The 18,621-nt window shown below is 61.5% G+C and carries 18 protein-coding genes; 10 read left to right on the top strand and 8 right to left on the bottom strand.

Features of this window, described 5'->3' with window-relative positions:
- The first annotated feature begins 98 nt into the window (after window positions 1-98).
- A complete protein-coding gene (locus QWI18_RS02715) occupies window positions 99-1,757 on the top strand; it encodes a nitrite/sulfite reductase (protein ID WP_369318147.1) in 1,659 nt (552 codons plus the stop codon).
- Window positions 1,741-2,235 carry a DUF934 domain-containing protein gene (locus QWI18_RS02710; protein WP_065991413.1) on the top strand — a complete coding sequence of 165 codons (495 nt, stop codon included), beginning with the start codon at window positions 1,741-1,743 and terminating at the stop codon, window positions 2,233-2,235. Before QWI18_RS02715 ends, QWI18_RS02710 begins: the two co-directional genes overlap by 17 nt.
- Before the next feature lie 330 nt (window positions 2,236-2,565).
- Here QWI18_RS02710 and sohB read toward each other — a convergent pair whose 3' ends face one another.
- Window positions 2,566-3,588, bottom strand: coding sequence for a protease SohB (gene sohB / locus QWI18_RS02705; RefSeq protein ID WP_369318146.1), 1,023 nt, complete (start codon window positions 3,586-3,588; stop codon window positions 2,566-2,568).
- A gap of 206 nt (window positions 3,589-3,794) precedes the next feature.
- Here sohB and QWI18_RS02700 point away from each other — a divergent pair, with 206 nt between their 5' ends.
- From QWI18_RS02700 to QWI18_RS02675, 6 genes are all read left to right on the top strand, one after another.
- Entirely contained in the window at window positions 3,795-4,505 is a 711-nt protein-coding gene (locus QWI18_RS02700; RefSeq protein ID WP_369318145.1) for a histidine phosphatase family protein, read from the top strand.
- Between the two features lie 57 nt (window positions 4,506-4,562).
- On the top strand, window positions 4,563-4,877 hold the full coding sequence (locus tag QWI18_RS02695; RefSeq protein WP_065991410.1) for an SCP2 sterol-binding domain-containing protein: 315 nt from the start codon (window positions 4,563-4,565) through the stop codon (window positions 4,875-4,877).
- A 207-nt stretch (window positions 4,878-5,084) separates the two neighbouring features.
- Window positions 5,085-6,152: a phosphotransferase family protein gene (locus tag QWI18_RS02690; protein WP_065991409.1), complete on the top strand. Its 1,068-nt coding sequence runs from the start codon at window positions 5,085-5,087 to the stop codon at window positions 6,150-6,152.
- 24 nt (window positions 6,153-6,176) lie between these two features.
- Window positions 6,177-6,944 carry an SDR family oxidoreductase gene (locus QWI18_RS02685; protein WP_369318144.1) on the top strand — a complete coding sequence of 256 codons (768 nt, stop codon included), beginning with the start codon at window positions 6,177-6,179 and terminating at the stop codon, window positions 6,942-6,944.
- A 126-nt stretch (window positions 6,945-7,070) separates the two neighbouring features.
- A complete protein-coding gene (locus QWI18_RS02680; protein ID WP_369318143.1) occupies window positions 7,071-8,210 on the top strand; it encodes a Gfo/Idh/MocA family protein in 1,140 nt (379 codons plus the stop codon).
- A 141-nt stretch (window positions 8,211-8,351) separates the two neighbouring features.
- The gene (locus QWI18_RS02675; protein WP_065991406.1) at window positions 8,352-9,125 is read left to right on the top strand and encodes a TSUP family transporter; all 774 of its coding nucleotides are present in this window, start codon (window positions 8,352-8,354) and stop codon (window positions 9,123-9,125) included.
- On the opposite strand, the gene nudC is transcribed toward QWI18_RS02675, so the two are convergent.
- Both nudC and QWI18_RS02665 read right to left on the bottom strand, forming a co-directional pair.
- Window positions 9,087-9,953 (bottom strand): NAD(+) diphosphatase, encoded by an 867-nt coding sequence (nudC, locus tag QWI18_RS02670; RefSeq protein ID WP_369318142.1) that lies wholly within the window; start codon window positions 9,951-9,953, stop codon window positions 9,087-9,089. The two genes, QWI18_RS02675 and nudC, sit on opposite strands and share 39 nt — an antisense overlap.
- 90 nt (window positions 9,954-10,043) lie before the next feature.
- Complete coding sequence (locus QWI18_RS02665) at window positions 10,044-10,856, bottom strand: crotonase/enoyl-CoA hydratase family protein (RefSeq protein ID WP_369318141.1); 813 nt, start codon at window positions 10,854-10,856, stop codon at window positions 10,044-10,046.
- 280 nt (window positions 10,857-11,136) lie between these two features.
- On the opposite strand from QWI18_RS02665, the gene QWI18_RS02660 reads away from it, so the two are divergent.
- On the top strand, window positions 11,137-12,621 hold the full coding sequence (locus QWI18_RS02660) for an ATPase domain-containing protein (RefSeq protein ID WP_296308434.1): 1,485 nt from the start codon (window positions 11,137-11,139) through the stop codon (window positions 12,619-12,621).
- Window positions 12,618-14,648, top strand: coding sequence for a response regulator (locus QWI18_RS02655; protein WP_369318140.1), 2,031 nt, complete (start codon window positions 12,618-12,620; stop codon window positions 14,646-14,648). The genes QWI18_RS02660 and QWI18_RS02655 overlap by 4 nt, the downstream gene beginning before the upstream one ends.
- 68 nt (window positions 14,649-14,716) lie before the next feature.
- Here the strand turns inward: QWI18_RS02655 and QWI18_RS02650 are convergent, their stop codons facing one another.
- The 5 genes from QWI18_RS02650 to QWI18_RS02630 form a co-directional block, all read right to left on the bottom strand.
- Window positions 14,717-15,094 (bottom strand): response regulator, encoded by a 378-nt coding sequence (locus QWI18_RS02650; RefSeq protein WP_065991401.1) that lies wholly within the window; start codon window positions 15,092-15,094, stop codon window positions 14,717-14,719.
- A 306-nt stretch (window positions 15,095-15,400) separates the two neighbouring features.
- Window positions 15,401-15,538, bottom strand: a complete 138-nt coding sequence (locus QWI18_RS02645) for a hypothetical protein (RefSeq protein ID WP_369318139.1) — start codon at window positions 15,536-15,538, stop codon at window positions 15,401-15,403.
- A gap of 451 nt (window positions 15,539-15,989) precedes the next feature.
- On the bottom strand, window positions 15,990-17,171 hold the full coding sequence (locus QWI18_RS02640) for an ATP-binding protein (RefSeq protein WP_369318138.1): 1,182 nt from the start codon (window positions 17,169-17,171) through the stop codon (window positions 15,990-15,992).
- Entirely contained in the window at window positions 17,165-17,782 is a 618-nt protein-coding gene (locus QWI18_RS02635) for a chemotaxis protein CheB (protein WP_369318137.1), read from the bottom strand. Before QWI18_RS02635 ends, QWI18_RS02640 begins: the two co-directional genes overlap by 7 nt.
- Window positions 17,779-18,600 (bottom strand): protein-glutamate O-methyltransferase CheR, encoded by an 822-nt coding sequence (locus QWI18_RS02630; protein WP_065991398.1) that lies wholly within the window; start codon window positions 18,598-18,600, stop codon window positions 17,779-17,781. Before QWI18_RS02630 ends, QWI18_RS02635 begins: the two co-directional genes overlap by 4 nt.
- Window positions 18,601-18,621: the final 21 nt, after the last annotated feature.

The following is an 18,621-nucleotide window of genomic DNA, read 5'->3' as shown; positions in this document are numbered from 1 at the left end:
CGTGCGCGCAGATTTGTTCGGTAGCCTGAAAGCAGACGACAACGCATCGCCTTTCCGGCTGGCCCAGCAGCAGTGAACCGCCTGAGAACAGGACCACCATGTACGTATACGACGAGTACGATCAGCGGATCGTCGAGGACCGCGTCAAGCAGTTCCGCGACCAGACCCGCCGCTATCTGGCCGGCGAGCTCAGCGAAGAAGAGTTCCGCCCGCTTCGCCTGCAAAACGGCCTCTACATCCAACGCTTCGCCCCGATGCTGCGCGTCGCTGTGCCTTACGGCCAGCTGACCTCGCGCCAGGCCCGCATGCTGGCGAAGATCGCCCGTGATTACGACAAGGGCTACGCGCACATCAGTACCCGCCAGAACGTGCAGTTCAACTGGCCGGCACTCGAAGACATCCCCGACATTCTCGCCGAACTGGCCACCGTGCAGATGCACGCGATCCAGACCAGCGGCAACTGCCTGCGCAACGTCACCACGGACCAGTTTGCCGGCGTCTCTGCCGACGAGCTGGTGGACCCGCGCCCCTGGTGTGAAATCGTCCGTCAGTGGACGACGTTCCACCCGGAATTCGCCTACCTGCCGCGCAAGTTCAAGATTGCGATCAACGGCTCGGCCTCCGACCGCGCTGCCATCGAAGTTCACGACATCGGCCTGGAGCCGGTGAAGAATGCTGCCGGCGAGCTGGGCTTCCGCGTGCTGGTCGGCGGTGGCCTTGGCCGTACGCCGGTGGTGGGTGCGTTCATCAACGAGTTCCTGCCTTGGCAGGACCTGTTGAGCTACCTCGACGCCATCCTGCGCGTGTACAACCGCTACGGCCGTCGCGACAACAAGTACAAGGCGCGCATCAAGATTCTGGTCAAGGCGCTGACCCCTGAAGTGTTCGCCGAGAAGGTCGAGGCCGAAATGGCTCACCTGCGCGGCGGCCAGACCACGCTGACCGAGGCCGAGGTGCATCGCGTTGCCAAACACTTCGTCGATCCGGACTACAAGGCACTGACCGATTACAGCGCCGAACTGGCTCAGCTGGATCAACAGCACCCCGGTTTCGCACGCTGGCGCTCGCGCAACGTCCTGGCCCACAAAAAGCCGGGCTACGCGGCCGTGACCCTGTCGCTGAAACCGACCGGCGTGGCGCCGGGCGATCTCACCGACAAGCAACTGGACGGCATCGCCGACCTTGCCGACCGCTACAGCTTCGGTGAACTGCGCACGTCCCACGAGCAGAACGTGATTCTGGCCGACGTCGAGCAGAGCCAGCTGTTCGCGATGTGGGGCGAACTGCGCGAGCAAGGCTTCGCAACGCCGAACATTGGCCTGCTGACGGACATCATCTGCTGCCCGGGCGGCGATTTCTGCTCCCTGGCCAACGCCAAGTCGATCCCGATTGCCGAATCGATCCAGCGTCGTTTTGACGATCTCGATTACCTGTTCGACATCGGCGAGCTGGACCTGAACATTTCAGGCTGCATGAACGCCTGCGGCCACCACCACGTGGGCCACATCGGCATTCTCGGCGTGGACAAGAAAGGCGAAGAGTTCTACCAGGTGTCCCTGGGCGGCAGCGCCAGCCGCGACGCCAGCCTGGGCAAGATCCTTGGCCCATCGTTCGCTCAGGACGTCATGCCGGATGTGATCGAGAAGCTGATCGACGTCTACGTTGAGAAACGCAACGAAGACGAGCGCTTCATCGACACCTACCAGCGTATTGGCATCGACCCTTTCAAGGAGCGCGTCTATGCAGCGAATCATTAAGAACAACGAGGTCATCGACGAGACCTGGCACCTGCTGCCCAAGGACACAACCTTCGACAGCCTGTCCAACTGCGACGACCTGATCGTGCCGCTGACCCTGTGGCGCGAGCATGCCCATGCGCTGAAAGCCCGCGACGGCGGCCTGGGTGTCTGGCTGGACAGCGACGAGGAAGCCGAAGAAATCGGCGACGACGCGGACCAGTTTCAGGTCATTGCCCTGAACTTCCCGGCGTTCACCGACGGCCGCAGCTACTCCAATGCGCGCTTGCTGCGTGACCGCTACGGTTACAAGGGCGAGCTGCGGGCGATTGGCGATGTGTTGCGCGATCAGCTGTTCTACCTGCACCGCTGCGGGTTCGATGCGTTCGCCATTCGTGCCGACAAGGATCCGTACGAGGCGCTGGAAGGTCTGAAGGACTTTTCCGTGACCTATCAGGCTGCCACCGACGAGCCGCTGCCGCTGTTTCGGCGGCGTTGAGTCGCTGCTGCTGATTCCGCGTTTAAACACGCTTGATAAGAAGCCCCGGTTTCGCGAGAAGCCGGGGCTTTTTAATTCAGCTGAATCAAGGTGCAAGCGCCGTCAATCTTGCGGTGTAGGGTCCGACGCCTTCCCGGCTAAAGCCGGTCCTACATTCGTGTTCACTGTAAATCTCAATAGCTGCACGGCTGCATTTAGTGGGACCGGCTTCAGCCGGGAAGAGGTCAGTGTGAGCGCTATCAATGTCGCGCCTGTTCGGGCCCCTTCCCGGCTAAAGCCGGTCCTACAATGGGTTCATGCAGCCTTCACGCGATGCGCTCAAGGGATCAGTCACCAGAACCGCTGCTGCGTCAGCTTGCCCCACCACCCTGTCACCAGGTGGTCAACCGACGTGCTCGCGGCGATGCCAACCCGCTGTTGCAGGCTCTTGCGTTCGGCGTAGTGCAGGTGGAACACCTCGGCGGTCTTGGCTTTCTCCGACAGGTATTCGTCGCTGGTTTTCAGCTCATCCACCAGCAGTTTGTCCTTGGCGGCAATGCCCAGCCAGATCTCGCCGGTGGCGACTTCGTCGATCTGCAACTGCGGGCGGTAGCTGGCGACAAAGTTCTTGAACAGCTCGTGGGTGATGTCCAGATCTTCCTGGAATTTCTCACGGCCCTTCTCGGTGTTTTCGCCAAACACCGTCAGCGTGCGCTTGTACTCGCCGGCGGTCAGCACTTCGAAATCGATGTCATGCTTTTTCAGCAGACGATTGACGTTGGGCAGTTGAGCCACCACGCCGATCGACCCGAGGATTGCGAACGGTGCACTGATAATACGGGTGCCGATGCACGCCATCATGTAGCCGCCGCTGGCCGCGACCTTGTCAATGCAGACGGTCAGCGGAATGCCCGCCTGACGAATCCGCGCCAGCTGCGATGACGCCAGACCGTAGCTGTGGACCATGCCGCCGCCGCTCTCCAGGCGCAGCACCACTTCATCCTTGGGGGTGGCGAGGGCCAGCAGCGCGGTGATCTCGTTGCGCATGTTCTCGGTGGCCGAAGCCTTGATGTCACCGTCAAAGTCGAGCACGTAGACCCGCGACTTGACCTCGGTGGACTTCTTTTCCTTTTTCAGTTCCTTGGCCTGGGACTTGCGCAGCGCCTTGAGCCGCGCCTTGTCCAGCAGCGAACCTTCGAGGCGATCACGCAGCCCTTTGTAGAAGTCATTGAGTTTGGTGACGTGCAACTGACCGCCTGCGCCACGGCGCCCGCGACCGCGCATCGACGCGATGACCACCAGCACCACAATGATCGCGATCACGATGGTGACGGTCTTTGCCAGGAAGCTGGCGTAATCGAAAATGAACTCCACAGAAACTCCTTACCGGTACAGCAGACCCTCGGCAGAGGATCGCGAGTGGGGCCAAGCATACCGGCGCGCCGGTGGCCGAGCCAGTGACGCGACGGCGGATACGGGACAGATCGGCCAATTCAAACGAGCGTATGTTTTTTCATTGACAGACCGCGGGCCGTCCTCATAACCTCCCAGCACTTTCAACGTGCCAGGGTGAAGCGGTCGTGGGCAGCATCTATCTCATACGACATGGCCAGGCCTCGTTTGGTGCGGACGATTACGACGTCCTGTCGCCTACCGGTTTTCGTCAGTCCGAAATCCTCGGCGCACACCTCGCCCAGCTGGGTCTGAACTTCGACCGCTGCATCAGTGGCGCCTTGTTCCGCCAGCGCCACACGGCCGAAACGGTGATCGCCCAGCTCGACGCTGCCGGCCTTGTCACCCCCGAACTTGAAACCGACATCGCCTTCAACGAATTCAACGCAGAAGGCGTGATCCGCGCGCTGCTCCCGGCGATGCTGGATGAAGAACCGGACGCCTTCGAGATCATGCGCGACGCGGCCAACAACCGCGCCGAGTTCCAGCGCCTGTTCGCCGCGATCATCCGCCGCTGGCTGGTGGGCGATCACGACGCCGCCGCCCTGCAGAGCTGGCAGGCCTTCGTCGAGCAGGTCGAAGCCGGCCTGAGCGGCATCCTCGACAGCGCCGGGCCAAGCGACCGCATCGCCGTGTTCACCTCCGGTGGCACCATCACCGCCCTGCTCCACCTGATCACACAGATGCCGGCCACCCAGGCTTTTGAACTGAACTGGCACATCGTCAACACCTCGCTCAATCACGTGAAGTTCCGTGAGCGCGAGGTGTCCCTGGCTTCCTTCAACAGTTACGCGCACTTGCAACTGATGAAGGCGCCGGAGCTCATCACCTATCGCTGAGCCCGGCCAATCGCACTCGCAAAGTGCTCATCACTACTCATATAAAAGGATCACACCATGAGCTCCGTAGAAAACGCCGTCCACGCCATGAAAGCCAAGTTCAACCCAGCCGCTGCTGCGGGCCTGGACCTGGTGTTCGGTTTCCGCATCGACGAAACCAAGAACTTCTCCCTGATCGTCAAGGACGGCACCTGCGAATTGCAGGAAGGCGAGAACCCGGACGCGCAGGTCACCCTGGTGATGGACGGCGAAACCCTGGAAGGCATCGTCAGCGGCGAGACCGACGGCATGCAGGCGTTCATGGGCGGCAAACTGCGCGCTGAAGGCGACATGATGCTGGCGATGAAACTGAGCGAGCTGTTTCCTTCCTGAGGACGCACCGCCGTTGCGAAAGAACCGAAGCTGCCCGGCTTCGGTTTTTTTTCGTCCGGGCGACGTGCAAGACAGCGCCTCCCGCCTGTGAATCAGGGCGGCTGATTGCGGCGTAACACCCGCGCCAATAGCCCTTGTTCGCGGTCGCCGGTGCGCATTAGATTAGCCAATGATCCTGGCCCACCAAAATAATCTGCAGGGATACGCATGGCGCTCACCGACCAGTCCACCCCGGTTCGATCCGGCGAAGAGCTCGACGCTGCATTGATCGACCCGTACCTGAAAGCCCACGTCCCCGGCCTGAGCGGTAGCGTGCAGATCAGCCAGTTTCCCGGTGGCGCGTCGAACCTGACGTACCTGCTGAAGTACCCCGAGCAGGAATTGGTTCTGCGCCGCCCGCCGTTCGGTCACAAGGCGAAAAGCGCCCACGACATGGGCCGCGAATTCCGCATCCTCAATCAACTGCGCGACGCATTCCCCTATTGCCCCAAGGCGTTCCTGCATTGCACTGACGACAGCGTGATCGGTGCCAAGTTTTACGTGATGGAGCGGGTCAAGGGCATCATTCTGCGCGCGGAGTTGCCCGCCGAGCTGAACCTCGATGCCGCGCAGACCGAAACCCTGTGCAAGAGCTTCATCGATCGGCTGGTGGAACTGCATCAGGTGGATTACAACGCCTGTGGCCTCGGCGATCTGGGCAAGCCCCAGGGTTACATTGAGCGGCAGATTCGCGGCTGGACCGAGCGTTACGAGAAAGCGCGCACAGCCGATGCCCCAAGCTGGGAAAAGGTCGCGCGCTGGCTGGACGAAAAGCAGCCGGCGGACCACCCCGTCTCCAGCCTGGTGCACAACGACTACCGCTTCGACAACGTGATCCTCGGCCCCGACAACCCGATGCAAATCATCGGTGTGCTGGACTGGGAGCTGACCACGCTGGGTGATCCGCTGATGGACCTGGGCAACAGTCTGGCGTACTGGATTCAGGCGGACGACCCCGCGCCGGTGCAACTGATGCGGCGCCAGCCCAGCCATGCGCCGGGCATGCTCACCCGTGAGCAGTTCGTGGCGTACTACGCCGAGCGCTCGGGCATTGCCATCGACAATTTCGATTTTTACTACACCTACGGTCTGTTCCGTCTGGCGGGCATCGTCCAGCAAATCTACTACCGCTTCTTCCACGGCCAGACCCAGGACAAGCGCTTCGCTCAGTTCATTCACATGAACGCCCTGCTCGAGCGCATGGCCCTGCAAGTGATTGAGCGTTCCAGCCTCTGATTGCGACACGACAAGGAAAACAACATGTCCAAGACCCAACTGTTCGACCTCGATGGCAAGATCGCTTTCGTCTCGGGGGCCAGCCGTGGCATCGGCGAAGCGATCGCCAAACTGCTGGCCCAGCAAGGCGCCCATGTCATCGTCTCCAGCCGCAGGATCGACGGCTGCCAGCAGGTCGCGGACGCGATCATTGCCGAGGGCGGCCAGGCCACCGCCATCGCCTGCCACATCGGTGAAATCGAACAGATCACAGCCGTGTTCGCGCAGATCCGCGAGCAGTTTGGCCGCCTGGACATTCTGGTGAACAACGCGGCGACCAACCCGCAGTTCTGCAACGTGCTGGATACCGACCTCGGTGCGTTCCAGAAGACCGTCGACGTGAACATCCGCGGCTACTTTTTCATGTCCGTGGAGGCCGGCAAGCTGATGCGCGAACACGGCGGCGGCAGCATCATCAACGTGGCGTCGATCAACGGCGTCTCGCCGGGGGTGTATCAGGGCATCTACTCGGTGACCAAAGCGGCGGTGATCAACATGACCAAAGTCTTCGCCAAGGAATGTGCACAGTTCGGCATCCGCTGCAACGCCCTGCTGCCGGGCCTGACCGACACCAAATTCGCCTCGGCGCTGGTGAGCAACGAGAAGATCCTCAACACCGCGTTGGCGCAGATTCCCCTCAAGCGGGTGGCGGCGCCGAGCGAGATGGCGGGGACGGTGCTGTACCTGGCGAGCGACGCGTCGAGCTACACGACGGGCGTGGCGTTGAATGTGGACGGCGGGTTTCTGTCCTGAGTCGTGGAGGCAGACCCACGCCGCTGAGGTGAAACTGAGGTGTTCCTGATGGAATAAAGATTCCATCAGGCGCCCCCAACCGCCTACATTTTCCGCACAACAACACGTCTTAAAGGACACGCTGTCATGCGCGGGAATTCTCTTCCAGAACTGGGCGTCGGCCTGATCGGCACGGGCTTCATGGGTCGGGCTCACGCCCTGGCGTTTCACAACGCACGCACTACGTTCGATCTGCCCTTCAACCTCACCCTTGTCGCGCTGGCCGATGCCGATGCTGCGCGCGCGCAACAGTGCGCAGCCAGTTGGGGGTTCCAGCGCAGCCATGGCGACTGGCAACAGCTGATCAGCGATCCGGCGGTCAACCTGGTAGCGATCACCACGCCAAATCAGCTGCATTTCCCCATGGCCATGGCGGCCCTTGAAGCGGGCAAGGCAGTGTATTGCGAGAAGCCGCTGGCGGTGAGTCTGGCGCAGGCGCGGGAGATGCAGGCGGCAGCGCGCAAGGCCGGCGTGGTGACAAGGGTCGGTTACAACTACCAGCACAATCCGATCATCGGGTTGGCAAAGCAGATGATCGAGCGTGGCGAGCTGGGCCGGATCGTCAGTTTTCAGGGGGAATTCAGCGAGGACTTCATGGGCGATGGGCTGTCGCCGTGGTCGTGGCGCTGCGAAGAGGCCCATGCCGGCGGGGCCCTGGCGGACCTCGGCAGCCATTTGCTGGCAATGGCGCGGTACCTGCTCGGCGATGTCGAGGCGGTGTGCGCAGACTCGCAAACCGTGTATCCGCAACGCCCGGCCACGCGCGGCAGCGAAGAGCAACGGGCGATCAGTATTGATGACCAGACCTACGCGCTGCTGCGCTTCGCCAACGGCGCGCGAGGTACGTTCGGCAGCAGTTGGCTGAAGCACGGCTACAAGAATCACCTGAGCTTCGAGATCGGTGGCACCGAAGGGACATTGTCGTTTGATCAGGAACGCTTGAACGAGCTGCGGCTGTACCGAACAGGATCCCGGGGACGCGACGGCTTTCAGCGGATTCTGGCGGGTCCTGCGCAACCCGGGTACGCGTCTTTCTGCCCGGCGCCGGGGCATCAGTTGGGGTACAACGAACTGAAGACACTGGAAGTGCACGACCTCATCCAGGCGCTGGGTGGGCAGGTTTCGAGCGGGACGGATTTTGCCGAAGCGATGGAGGTCGAGCGCCTGGCCACAGCGATTCGGATTGCGGCGAAGGAGATGCGCTGGGTGAGTGTGTCGGATATTTGAGTCAGGTCAGACCGAAAGCCAAGGGTGTCCCCACCGGCCCCTTCCCGGCTGAAGCCGGTCCTACTACACCGCGCGCCTTGCAGGTAGAATGCTGCGCTTCCGGGCAGCCATTCTGCCCATCTGCCCGATAAGCGCCTTCCCATGCCGTTCGAACTCACCGTTGAACCCATTACCCTTCTGGTGCTGGCTGTCGTTGCCTTTGCCGCCGGTTTCATCGACGCCATCGCAGGCGGCGGCGGGCTGTTGACCACGCCCGCCCTGCTCACTGCCGGCCTGCCGCCGCATCTGGTGCTGGGCACCAACAAGCTCAGCTCGACCTTTGGCTCGGCCACTGCCAGCTACACCTTTTACCGGCGCAAGCTGTTCAATCCGGGGCAGTGGAAACGCGCCCTGATCGGCACGGCGGTGGGTGCGCTGATCGGTGCCGTAGTCGCGCATTATCTGCCGGCCGAACTGCTGAACCAGATGCTCCCGGTGATCGTGTTCGGCTGCGGCCTTTACCTTCTGTTCGGCGGCACGCCCAAGGCGCCGCTGGACAGCAATGCGCCGATCAAGACCAAATGGCAGCTGCCCCAAGGCCTCGGGCTGGGCTTTTACGACGGCGTGGCCGGGCCCGGCACCGGGGCGTTCTGGACGGTCAGCACGCTGTTGATGTACCCGGTCGATCTGGTGAAAGCCAGCGGCGTCGCGCGCAGCATGAACTTCGTCAGCAACGCCGCCGCGCTGATGATCTTCGCCATCAACGGCTCGGTGGACTGGGTCATTGGTCTGTCGATGGGCCTGGCGCTGATGGTCGGCGCCTTTCTCGGCGCCAGAACCGCGATCAAGGGCGGCGCGAAGTTCATCCGCCCTGTCTTCATTACCGTGGTGCTGGGCTTAACCGTCCGCCTGGCCTGGCAGCACTGGTTCAACTGAGCCCGAGCGCTGGGCCAGATACAGATCGATCAGGTAGCGCGCAATCGAGCGACTGGCCGGCAACGGCGGCAGGTCATGGATGCTGAACCACTGGGCGTCTTCGATTTCGTCTGCCTGGGGCACGATCTCGCCGCTGTCGTATTCGGCGTGGAAGCCGAGCATCATCGAGTGCGGGAACGGCCAGCACTGGCTGCCCTTGTACTGGATATTCTTGACGGTGACCCGGACCTCTTCCATCACCTCGCGCCGTACACAGTCCTCTGCAGACTCGCCCGGTTCGGCGAACCCGGCCAGGGTGCTGTAGACCCCCGACACAAAACGCGGCGAGCGCGCCAGCAGCACTTCATCGCCGCGGGTGATCAGCACGATCATGCTCGGCGAAATCCGCGGATACGCGCGCAGATCGCAGTGCGGGCAATACATCGCCCGCTCCCCCGGCACTTGCTGCGCCGCCTGACCGCAACGCCCACAAAAACGATGTTCACGGGCCCAAGTGCTGATCTGCGCCGCGTAGCCAAGCATCTGGAACACATCGGCGTCGTCGGCGAGCATGAACTGACGGAGGGTCTGCCACTGCGAACCCTCAGCCTCCAACGCCAGATCCGACCCCGGCGAATGTTGGAGGGTCTGCACGTACACCGGCTCGCCGTCAAAATGGCCAATGCCATGCTCGTGCAGTAACGGGAGTTCCTGGCGCTTCAGCCATTCGCGGGGGAACAGCACGCCGTTGCTGTCTTTCAAAAAGCCCTGGTCACTCTGAACCACGGCCCAGCCGCCGGGTGCCTGAACATCAAGCACGGCGGTGGTCCAACGCTTCGGGGGCGTCATGCCTCAACTCCTCTGAGCACCGACGGGCCCGTCTGCAGCCCGGTAGGGAGACTCACAGGCAGGCGTCGGTGATGCATTCAAATAGGTCAGTCAATTGTCGAAAACCGGCTTCTGTTTGCTCATGTGAGCGACCATCGCCAGCTTCAGGTCGGCCGATTGCAACATGGCAGCGTTCCAGGTGGCAACGTATTCGAGACCGTCGTCCACGCTGTGATCGCGCATGTAGCCGATCGTGCGCTTGCTGCCGCTGATGGCGATGGGTGATTTACCGGCGATGTCCCGGGCGATGGCGAACACGCCTTCGAGCAACTGCGGCAGGTCAGTGAATGTGCGATTGACCAAGCCAATGCGCAGGGCTTCTTCGGCGCCGACGTTACGGCCGGTGTAGGCCATTTCGCGCATCATGCCGTCGCCGATCAAGCGCGGCAGTCGCTGCAGGGTGCCGACGTCCGCCGCCATGCCCATGTCGATTTCGCGAATGGAAAACAGCGCATCGTCCGCGGCATAACGCATGTCACAGGCGCTGATCAGATCGATGGCGCCGCCGATGCAATAGCCCTGAATGGCGGCGAGCACCGGCTTGCTGCATCGATCAACCACGCTGAAGGATTCCTGCATCTGCAGGATCTTGCGCCGCAGCAGGCGGGCGTTGCGGCCCACGTCCTTGCCCAGCTCGCTGGCCACCGAGGCGAGCAGCGTCAAGTCGATGCCCGAAGAAAAGTGTTTGCCAGCGCCACTGAGCACCACCACGCGGACGTCGTCGGTGTCCTCGACCCAACGGAAAATCTCGATGATTTCCTGCCAGAACGCAGCGTTCATCGCGTTGATTTTTTCCGGACGATTGATCTGGAAGTGGGCAATGTGGTCGGCCAGTTCGACCTTGAACGCACTGTAGTCAGACACGGCTTTAGATCCTTTTAGGGCAGACGGGGTTTATTCCATGACGCCGGATCATAGCAAGTCGGTCGGTGCGCCCGCAGGCCACGGTTGCGCCATTTGCCGGACAGCGAACCCGTTGCGTTCCGGGGATGCCATCGGTCGGCCAGCAATAAACTGAACGGTCTCAGGCGGCAAAGGTCCAGAGTCATGGCTGCATGGAATCGGACCTTCCGAACATGTCTGCCGGGGGCGTTCGAACCTGTTTCGGCGCCCGACCTTTTCTCAGGTCGCAAGAGGGCGATTCTTGACTACATCAAAAGCGGCAACCGGTATCGTGGGCCTGGATGACATCCTTGCGGGTGGTCTTTCGCGCAGCCACGTGTTTCTCCTGGAAGGAGAGCCCGGCACCGGCAAGACCACCGTCGCGCTGCAGTTTCTGCTGGCAGGCTCGGCGGCGGGCGAGCGTGGTCTGTACATCACGCTGTCTGAAACCGAACGCGAATTGCGCGATGGCGCACGCTCCCATGGTTGGGAGCTGGACGAGAACATCTCGGTATTCGAGCTCACCCCCCCTGAAGATTTGTTGAATGCGGCCCATCAGCAGAGCTTGCTGTACTCCTCCGACCTTGAACTGGGCGAGGCCACCAAGCAGATTTTCGAAATTGTCGAGCAGGTCAAACCTTCGCGGGTGATCATCGACAGCCTCTCGGAAATCCGCCTGCTGGCGCAGAGTTCACTGCGCTATCGCCGGCAGATCCTGGCGATCAAGCATTACTTCGCGCGCTACGACACCACCGTCGTACTGCTCGACGACCTCACCACTGAATCCCTGGACAAAACCGTGCACAGCGTGGCCCACGGCGTGATCCGACTCGAAGGTCAGACGCCTACCTACGGCGCCGAACGCCGACGCCTTCGGGTGGTGAAGTACCGCGGCCAGAAGTACCGCGGCGGCTATCACGACTTCAACATCATGGACGACGGCATTCAGGTGTTCCCGCGTCTGGTAGCGGCCGAGCACCGGGCTGGCTACGTCAGCCGCCAGCTGAGCAGCGGCATCAAGGAAGTCGACGCCCTGCTCGGTGGCGGTCTGGACAGCGGTTCCAGCACGGTGATCCTGGGGCCTGCGGGCACCGGCAAATCGCTGATCGCGTTGAAATTCGCCGCCGCGGCGGTGGAGCGCGGCGAGAAGGCCGCGCTGTTTATCTTCGATGAAGAACTTGGCCTGCTGTACACCCGGATGAGCAAACTCGGCATTGATCTTCACGCACTTGAAGAAACCGGCAACCTGCTCATCGAGCAAGTCGACGCCGCTGAATTGTCGCCGGGCGAATTTGCCCACCGCGTTCGCCGCTGCGTCGACGAAATGGGCATTCAGACCGTGGTGATCGACAGCCTCAACGGTTACCAGGCCGCGATGCCTGAAGAGAACGCGCTGGTCCTGCACGTCCACGAGTTGCTGCTCTACCTCAACCGTCACGGCGCCTCGACGTTCATGACCGTCGCCCAGCACGGCCTGGTCGGCGACATGCAGACGCCAGTCGACATTACCTATCTCGCCGATTCGGTGATCCTGCTGCGTTATTTCGAAGCACTGGGTCAGGTCCGTCGGGCCATTTCCGTCATCAAAAAACGCACAGGCACCCATGAGTCAACCATTCGTGAATACCGCATCAGTGCGTCCGGCATGACCATCGGCGAACCGCTGGAAGCCTTTCAGGGCGTGTTGAGGGGTATCCCGCAATACCTCGGTGATCGCAGCCCGCTGCTGCAGGACACCGACGCGTGAGCACTCCGGGACAGTTATCGGAGCGGGCCATTATCCTGGCCCCTCTCGGACGCGACAGCCAGATCGCGCTGACCATGCTGCAGGAAGCCGGCTATCCGGCGATCATCACCCACGACCTGACGCAGCTGTGCAGTGAGCTGATGTCCGGTGCCGGCCTGGCGATCATCGCCGATGAGGCGTTGCGCAGCGCGGACATCAACCCGCTGCTCAGCCTGCTGGCCAATCAACCGGCCTGGTCGGACTTCCCCATCGTGTTGCTGACCCACCACGGCGGCCCGAAACAGAACCCCTCGGCGCACCTGGGCAAGATGCTCGGCAACGTCACGTTCCTGGAGCGGCCGTTCCACCCTGCCACGCTGATCAGCCTGGTGAGCACCGCCGTCCGCGGGCGTCGACGACAATATGAAGCCCGCAGCCGCCTGGAAGAATTGCTGGAAAGCGAGCAGCGCCTGCAACATGCGCTGAAAGCCGGGCGACTGGGTTCCTGGCAGCTCGACACTGAATTCCTCGCGCTGGAATGCTCGGACATCACCAAAGCGCACTTTGGCTGGGACGAGCGCGACACGCTCTCCTATGAAGACTGGCTAAGCGCGGTGCACCCCGAAGATCAGCCGCGCATGCAGTCGGTGCTTCAGCACACCCTGGACAGCGGGGCCGATTTCATCATCGAGTTCCGCAACGTCTGGCCGGACGGCTCGGTCCACTGGATGGACATCAGGGCTCGGGCGATCCGCGCGCGCAATGGCCGCGTCAGCCTGCTTTCCGGGGTCACCTCGGACATCACCGAACGCAAGCTGGCCGAGCAGCAGCTGCGCCGGCTCAACGAAACCCTGGAGCAGCAGGTCGAGGAACGCACTTCACAGTTGCGCCACAACGAAGAAGTCCTGCGTCAGTCGCAGAAAATGGAAGCAGTGGGCCAGCTCACCGGCGGTATCGCCCACGACTTCAACAACATGCTCACCGGCATCATCGGCAGCCTCGAACTGCTCAGGCGCCGGCTGGCACGGGGACGCACCGACGACCTTGACGGCCTGATTGACCTGGGTGTGACCTCGGCCAATCGCGCCGCCGCCCTGACCCACCGCTTGCTGGCGTTCTCGCGCCGTCAGTCGCTGGACCCCAAGCCGGTCTTGATGAATGACCTGGTCAACTCCATGGGTGAACTGCTGAATCGCAGCGTCAACGAGAGCATCCGCCTGGACATGTGCCTGGACCCGGAACTGTGGACCGCCGAGGCCGACCCGAACCAGCTTGAAAGCGCCCTGCTCAACCTGGTGCTCAACGCCCGCGACGCCATGCCCGAGGGCGGCATGCTGATGATCGAGACCTTCAACCGCCGCCTCGACCGCGACTTCACCAACGCTTACGAGAACCTGCTGCCAGGTGACTACGTGGTGCTCAGTGTGCGCGACACGGGCTGCGGGATGCCGGAGAACGTCATCAGCCGGGCCTTCGATCCGTTTTTCACCACCAAACCGATCGGCCAGGGTACCGGCCTCGGCCTGTCAATGATCTATGGCTTCAGCAAGCAATCTCACGGCCACGTCGCGATCGAGAGCCAGGTCGGCGACGGCACCACGGTGCAGCTGTTCCTGCCGCGTTATCAGGGCGCGGCGCAGCAGGAGGGCCCCGCCCTGCCCAACGACACACCGCAGGCCCGTGAGGGCGAGACCATTCTGCTGGTTGAGGACGATCCGGCCGTGCGCGCGCTGGTCAGCCAGGTGCTGAGCGAACTGGGTTACGCGTACGTCGAAGCCGGTGATGCGGTCGGCGCGATTCCGATTCTGGAATCGAGCCAGCGCATTGACCTGATGATCAGCGACGTCGGCCTGCCGGGCATGAATGGGCGGCAGTTGGCGGACATTGGCCGGCAGCTGCGCGCGGACCTGAAAATACTGTTCATCACCGGTTATGCGGAAAACGCCAGTGCCCGCTCGGGGTTCCTGGAAGAAGGCATGCAGATGATCACCAAGCCTTTTGCCTTTGACCAACTGACGGCCAAGGTACGGGAAATGATCGAGGGCTAACGCGAGAGGGGTTGACACAAATGCCGGCGATTGCCGGCTTTGTTGTTTGTATCTGAGGGGCAGCAGAATCAGTTGAGCAGGGTCTGAATCTTCGAGTGCAGCGTTTCCATGGTGAACGGCTTGGCGAGGATGGGCGCTTTTTTGGTGATCGGGCTGCCGCAATCAACGATCTCAGCCGGGTAGCCGCTGATGAAGATGACCTTGAGTTCCGGTCGCAGCTTGACGGCGGGCTCGGCGATCATGACGCCGGACACGCCGCCGGGCAGGCGGTAATCGGTGATCATCAAATCGAGGTGGGGTTTGGTGGCAAGAATTTCGAACGCCTGCTCCCCGTTCTCCGCCTGCAACACCCGATAGCCTTCGCCCGACAGGTAGTCGGAGAGCAGCATCAGAATGAGCGGCTCGTCTTCGACGATGAGTACGACATTTTCTGCATCAGAGCTCATTTGAACGCCTTTGATCTTATAGATAGCTGCCATTACGACCATGGCCCGCGCTGGAGGTTGCGCAGGGTGTTCAGTTATTTGATTGAAGGCCAGATGGGTCGGCCTAACGGCCTCCTGTTTCGCCTTCGGCGAGTTACTTGGAAAAGCACCCCAAGTAACCAAGGGTGCTTGCTCTCGGTTGGGCCCGACTGCGTCGGGCTCCTTCACTCCGACGACGCTCCGTGGGCCCGCGCCGAACGGACATCCATGTCCTGACGGCGCTCTCGCGGCATCCATGCCGCTCGACCCACTGCGCGTCGTCTGCGTTCAGCCTGCACCCAAGTCGCGTTTTGTGGTGTTCGGACTACCGCGTAGAAGATCAAAAGCAAAAGCAAAAGCAAAAGCAACAGCAACAGCAACAGCAACAGCAACAGCAACAGCAACAGCAACAGCATTCGCGAGCAAGCTCGCTCCCACAGGTAGGGGGTGCTATCAGCAAAACTGTTGGCGCTTGGGCTGGCCTCTTCCCGGCTGAAGCCGGTCCCACTAAACAGTAGCGCGTTCAGTCAGTGGGACTGGCTCCGACTGTAGGACCGGCTTTAGCCGGGAAGCTTTTGCTGTTGATCTTCTACTCGATAGACCAGACACCGCAGCACGCGACTTGGGTGCAGGCTGAACGCAGGTCTCGCTCCGTGGGCCGAGCCGCATGGATGCGGCGAGAGCTGCCCCCCGCCATGGATGGCGGATGGCAGCGGGCCCACGGAGCGGGACCGGAGTGAAGGAACCCTGACGAAGGAAGGGCCCAACCAGGAGCAGGCACCCTTGGTTACTTGGGGTGCTTTTCCAAGTAACTCGCCGAAGGCGAAACAGTCTGCCCCCAGGCAGACGCTTGTGATCTTGATCTTAGATATCTTGATCAGAGCGGCAATGAAACCCGAAACATCGACCCCGCCCCTTCCTCGCTCTCGACACTAATCCGCCCGCCATGAGCGGCCACGATCTGGTCGGAAATAAACAACCCAAGGCCAAGCCCTGCCACCGCATGACTGGCCGCGACCCGCTCGAACTGCTGAAAAATACGCTTCTGATTTTCCGGACTGATCCCGATCCCGTGATCACGCACCTCCACCCGCGCCTCGCCAGCCTCGCTGTAAACCCGCAACTCGATCGGCTTGCGCTCGCCGTAGCGCAACGCATTGGTCAACAGGTTCGCCACCACCTGCTCGATACGGAACTCATCCCACACGCCAATCACTGGCGTCTTCGCCTGGAACGTCACCGCGCTGCCGGCAGCGGCGATCTGCGCGGAATAGCTTTCCACCAGATTGACCACCAACTCCGACAAATCAAAAGGGCTGGTACGGATCGACAGTTTGCCCGTCCGGATCCGCGACACATCGAGCATGTCCTCGATCAGCCGGATCAGGCTCTGAATCTGCCGCTCATCGCGGTCGACCATGGCCCTGAGTTTTTCCATGGTGAACGCCGAAGCGTTGTCCTTGGCCAGATGCAGCTTGCGCAGCTGGGTTTCGAGAATCAGGCCATTGAGCGGCGTGCGCACCTCGTGGGAGACGATCGACATGAAGTCATCGCGCATGCGGATCGCACGCTCCAGCTCGCTCTGGGTCGACTTCAGCTCCTGCATCAGGGCTTCCTGTTCCGCGCGGCTGCGTTCGAGCTCATCGAGTTGCTGCTTGAGGACCTTGCGCTGGCGATACAGGTCGACGAAGACGTTGACCTTGCTCTTCACCGCATGAATATCGAGGGGCTTGTGCAGGAAATCCACGGCACCGCTTTCATAACCCTTGAACGCGTAATTGAGCTCTCGCCCGGCGGCACTGACGAACACAATCGGAATGTTCTTGGTCTTCTCGGTACCGCGCATCAGCTCGGCGAGTTCGAAGCCGTTCATCCCTGGCATCTGCACGTCGAGAATCGCCATCGCGAACTCGTGTTCGAGCAGCAACGACAACGCCTCATCAGCAGACAACGCCTTGAACACCTGACGGTCCTCACGCTTGATCAACGCTTCGAGGGCGAGCAGGTTTTCCGGCAGATCGTCGACGATCAGCAGTTTGGCTTTGATTTCACTCAGCATGCAATTCGTTCCAGCTCGACAAGCAGGGACCCAATGTCGGGCAAAGGCAATAGAAAATCCGGCGTATGAAGGGCAAGCGCCGCCTCGGGCATGGTTCGCACGAGCGCTTGTGCCGGGTCCTGGACCACGGTGAGGCCACCGTATTCTTTGATTTTTGCGGTACCGCGCGCGCCGTCGCTGCTGGCGCCGGTCAGCAGCACCCCTGCCAGCCGCTTACCGTACGCGTCAGCAGCCGATTCGAACAGTACGTCGATGCTCGGGCGCGAATGATGTACCCGTTCTTCCTGACTCAATGACAGACTGAAATCATTCTCCACCGACAGGTGATACCCGGGCGCGGCGAAGTACAGCGTGCCCGGCGTGATGGTTTCCTTGTCGTCGGCCTCCTTGACCGGCATCGCCACGCTCATGGCGAAGACCTCGGCCAGGTGGCTGCGGCGCTGGTCCGGCACGTGGAGCACCGCAACGATCGGCAACCGGTAGCCCTTGGGCAGCGTGCGGAAAATCTTCAACAGCGCTTCGACACCGCCGGCCGATGCGCCGACCACAATCGCGTCCACCGCCGGCAGCGCGGGCTGGTCGGGGGACGGGCAAGGAAACGACGTTCTCATGATTTGCGGTAGATCCGCTCGAGTTTGACCAGAGGGTCGAACTGGTTTTTGTACCCGGAGAAATCCAGGGTTTCCTTGCTGCCCAGCACGAGGAATCCGCGGTGGCACAGGGACTCGTGAAACAGCCCGAAGGCGCGGTCCTGCAGCTTCTTGTTGAAGTAGATCAGCACATTGCGGCAGGAGATCAACTGTGTTTCGGAGAACACGCTGTCTGTCGCCAGGCTGTGATCGGCGAAGGTGACGTTCTCCCGCAAGGTCTTATCGAAGATCGCGTAATCGTAGGCGGCCGTGTAGTACTCCGAAAACAGCCGCTTGCCGCCGGCCTTGATGTAGTTCTCGTTGTAGGCGCGCATGTTTTCCATGGAGAAGATGCCTTGCTTGGCCTTCTCCAGCGAATTGGGATTGATGTCGGTGGCGTAGATGATCGTGCGATCGAGCAGGCCTTCCTCGCGCAGCAGGATCGCCATCGAGTAAACCTCCTCCCCGGTGCTGCAGCCGGCAATCCAGACTTTGACCGACGGGTAGGTCTTGAGCAGCGGCACGACTTCTTCGCGGATCGCCAGGAAGTGCGTCGGGTCGCGGAACATCTCGCTGACCGGGATCGTCAGGAATTGCAGCAGCTGCATGAACGCCGAAGGGTCATGCAACACCCGCTCCTGCAACGCGGAAATGGTCTTCAGTTCAAATTGACGCAACGCGTGGGCCACACGTCGTTTCACCGACGCACCCGAGTAATCGCGGAAATCGTAGCTGTACTTCAAGTAAATCGCTTCAATGAGCAAGCGTAACTCGATATCGGCGTCTCGTTCTTGGTGCATCGGCAACACTCTGGATCGGGC

Source organism: Pseudomonas sp. W2Oct36 (assembly GCF_041060465.1).
GTDB lineage: Bacteria > Pseudomonadota > Gammaproteobacteria > Pseudomonadales > Pseudomonadaceae > Aquipseudomonas > Aquipseudomonas graminis_B.
The sequence above is the reverse complement of the archived record's forward strand: the minus strand, read 5'-3'. Positions and strand labels throughout refer to the sequence as shown.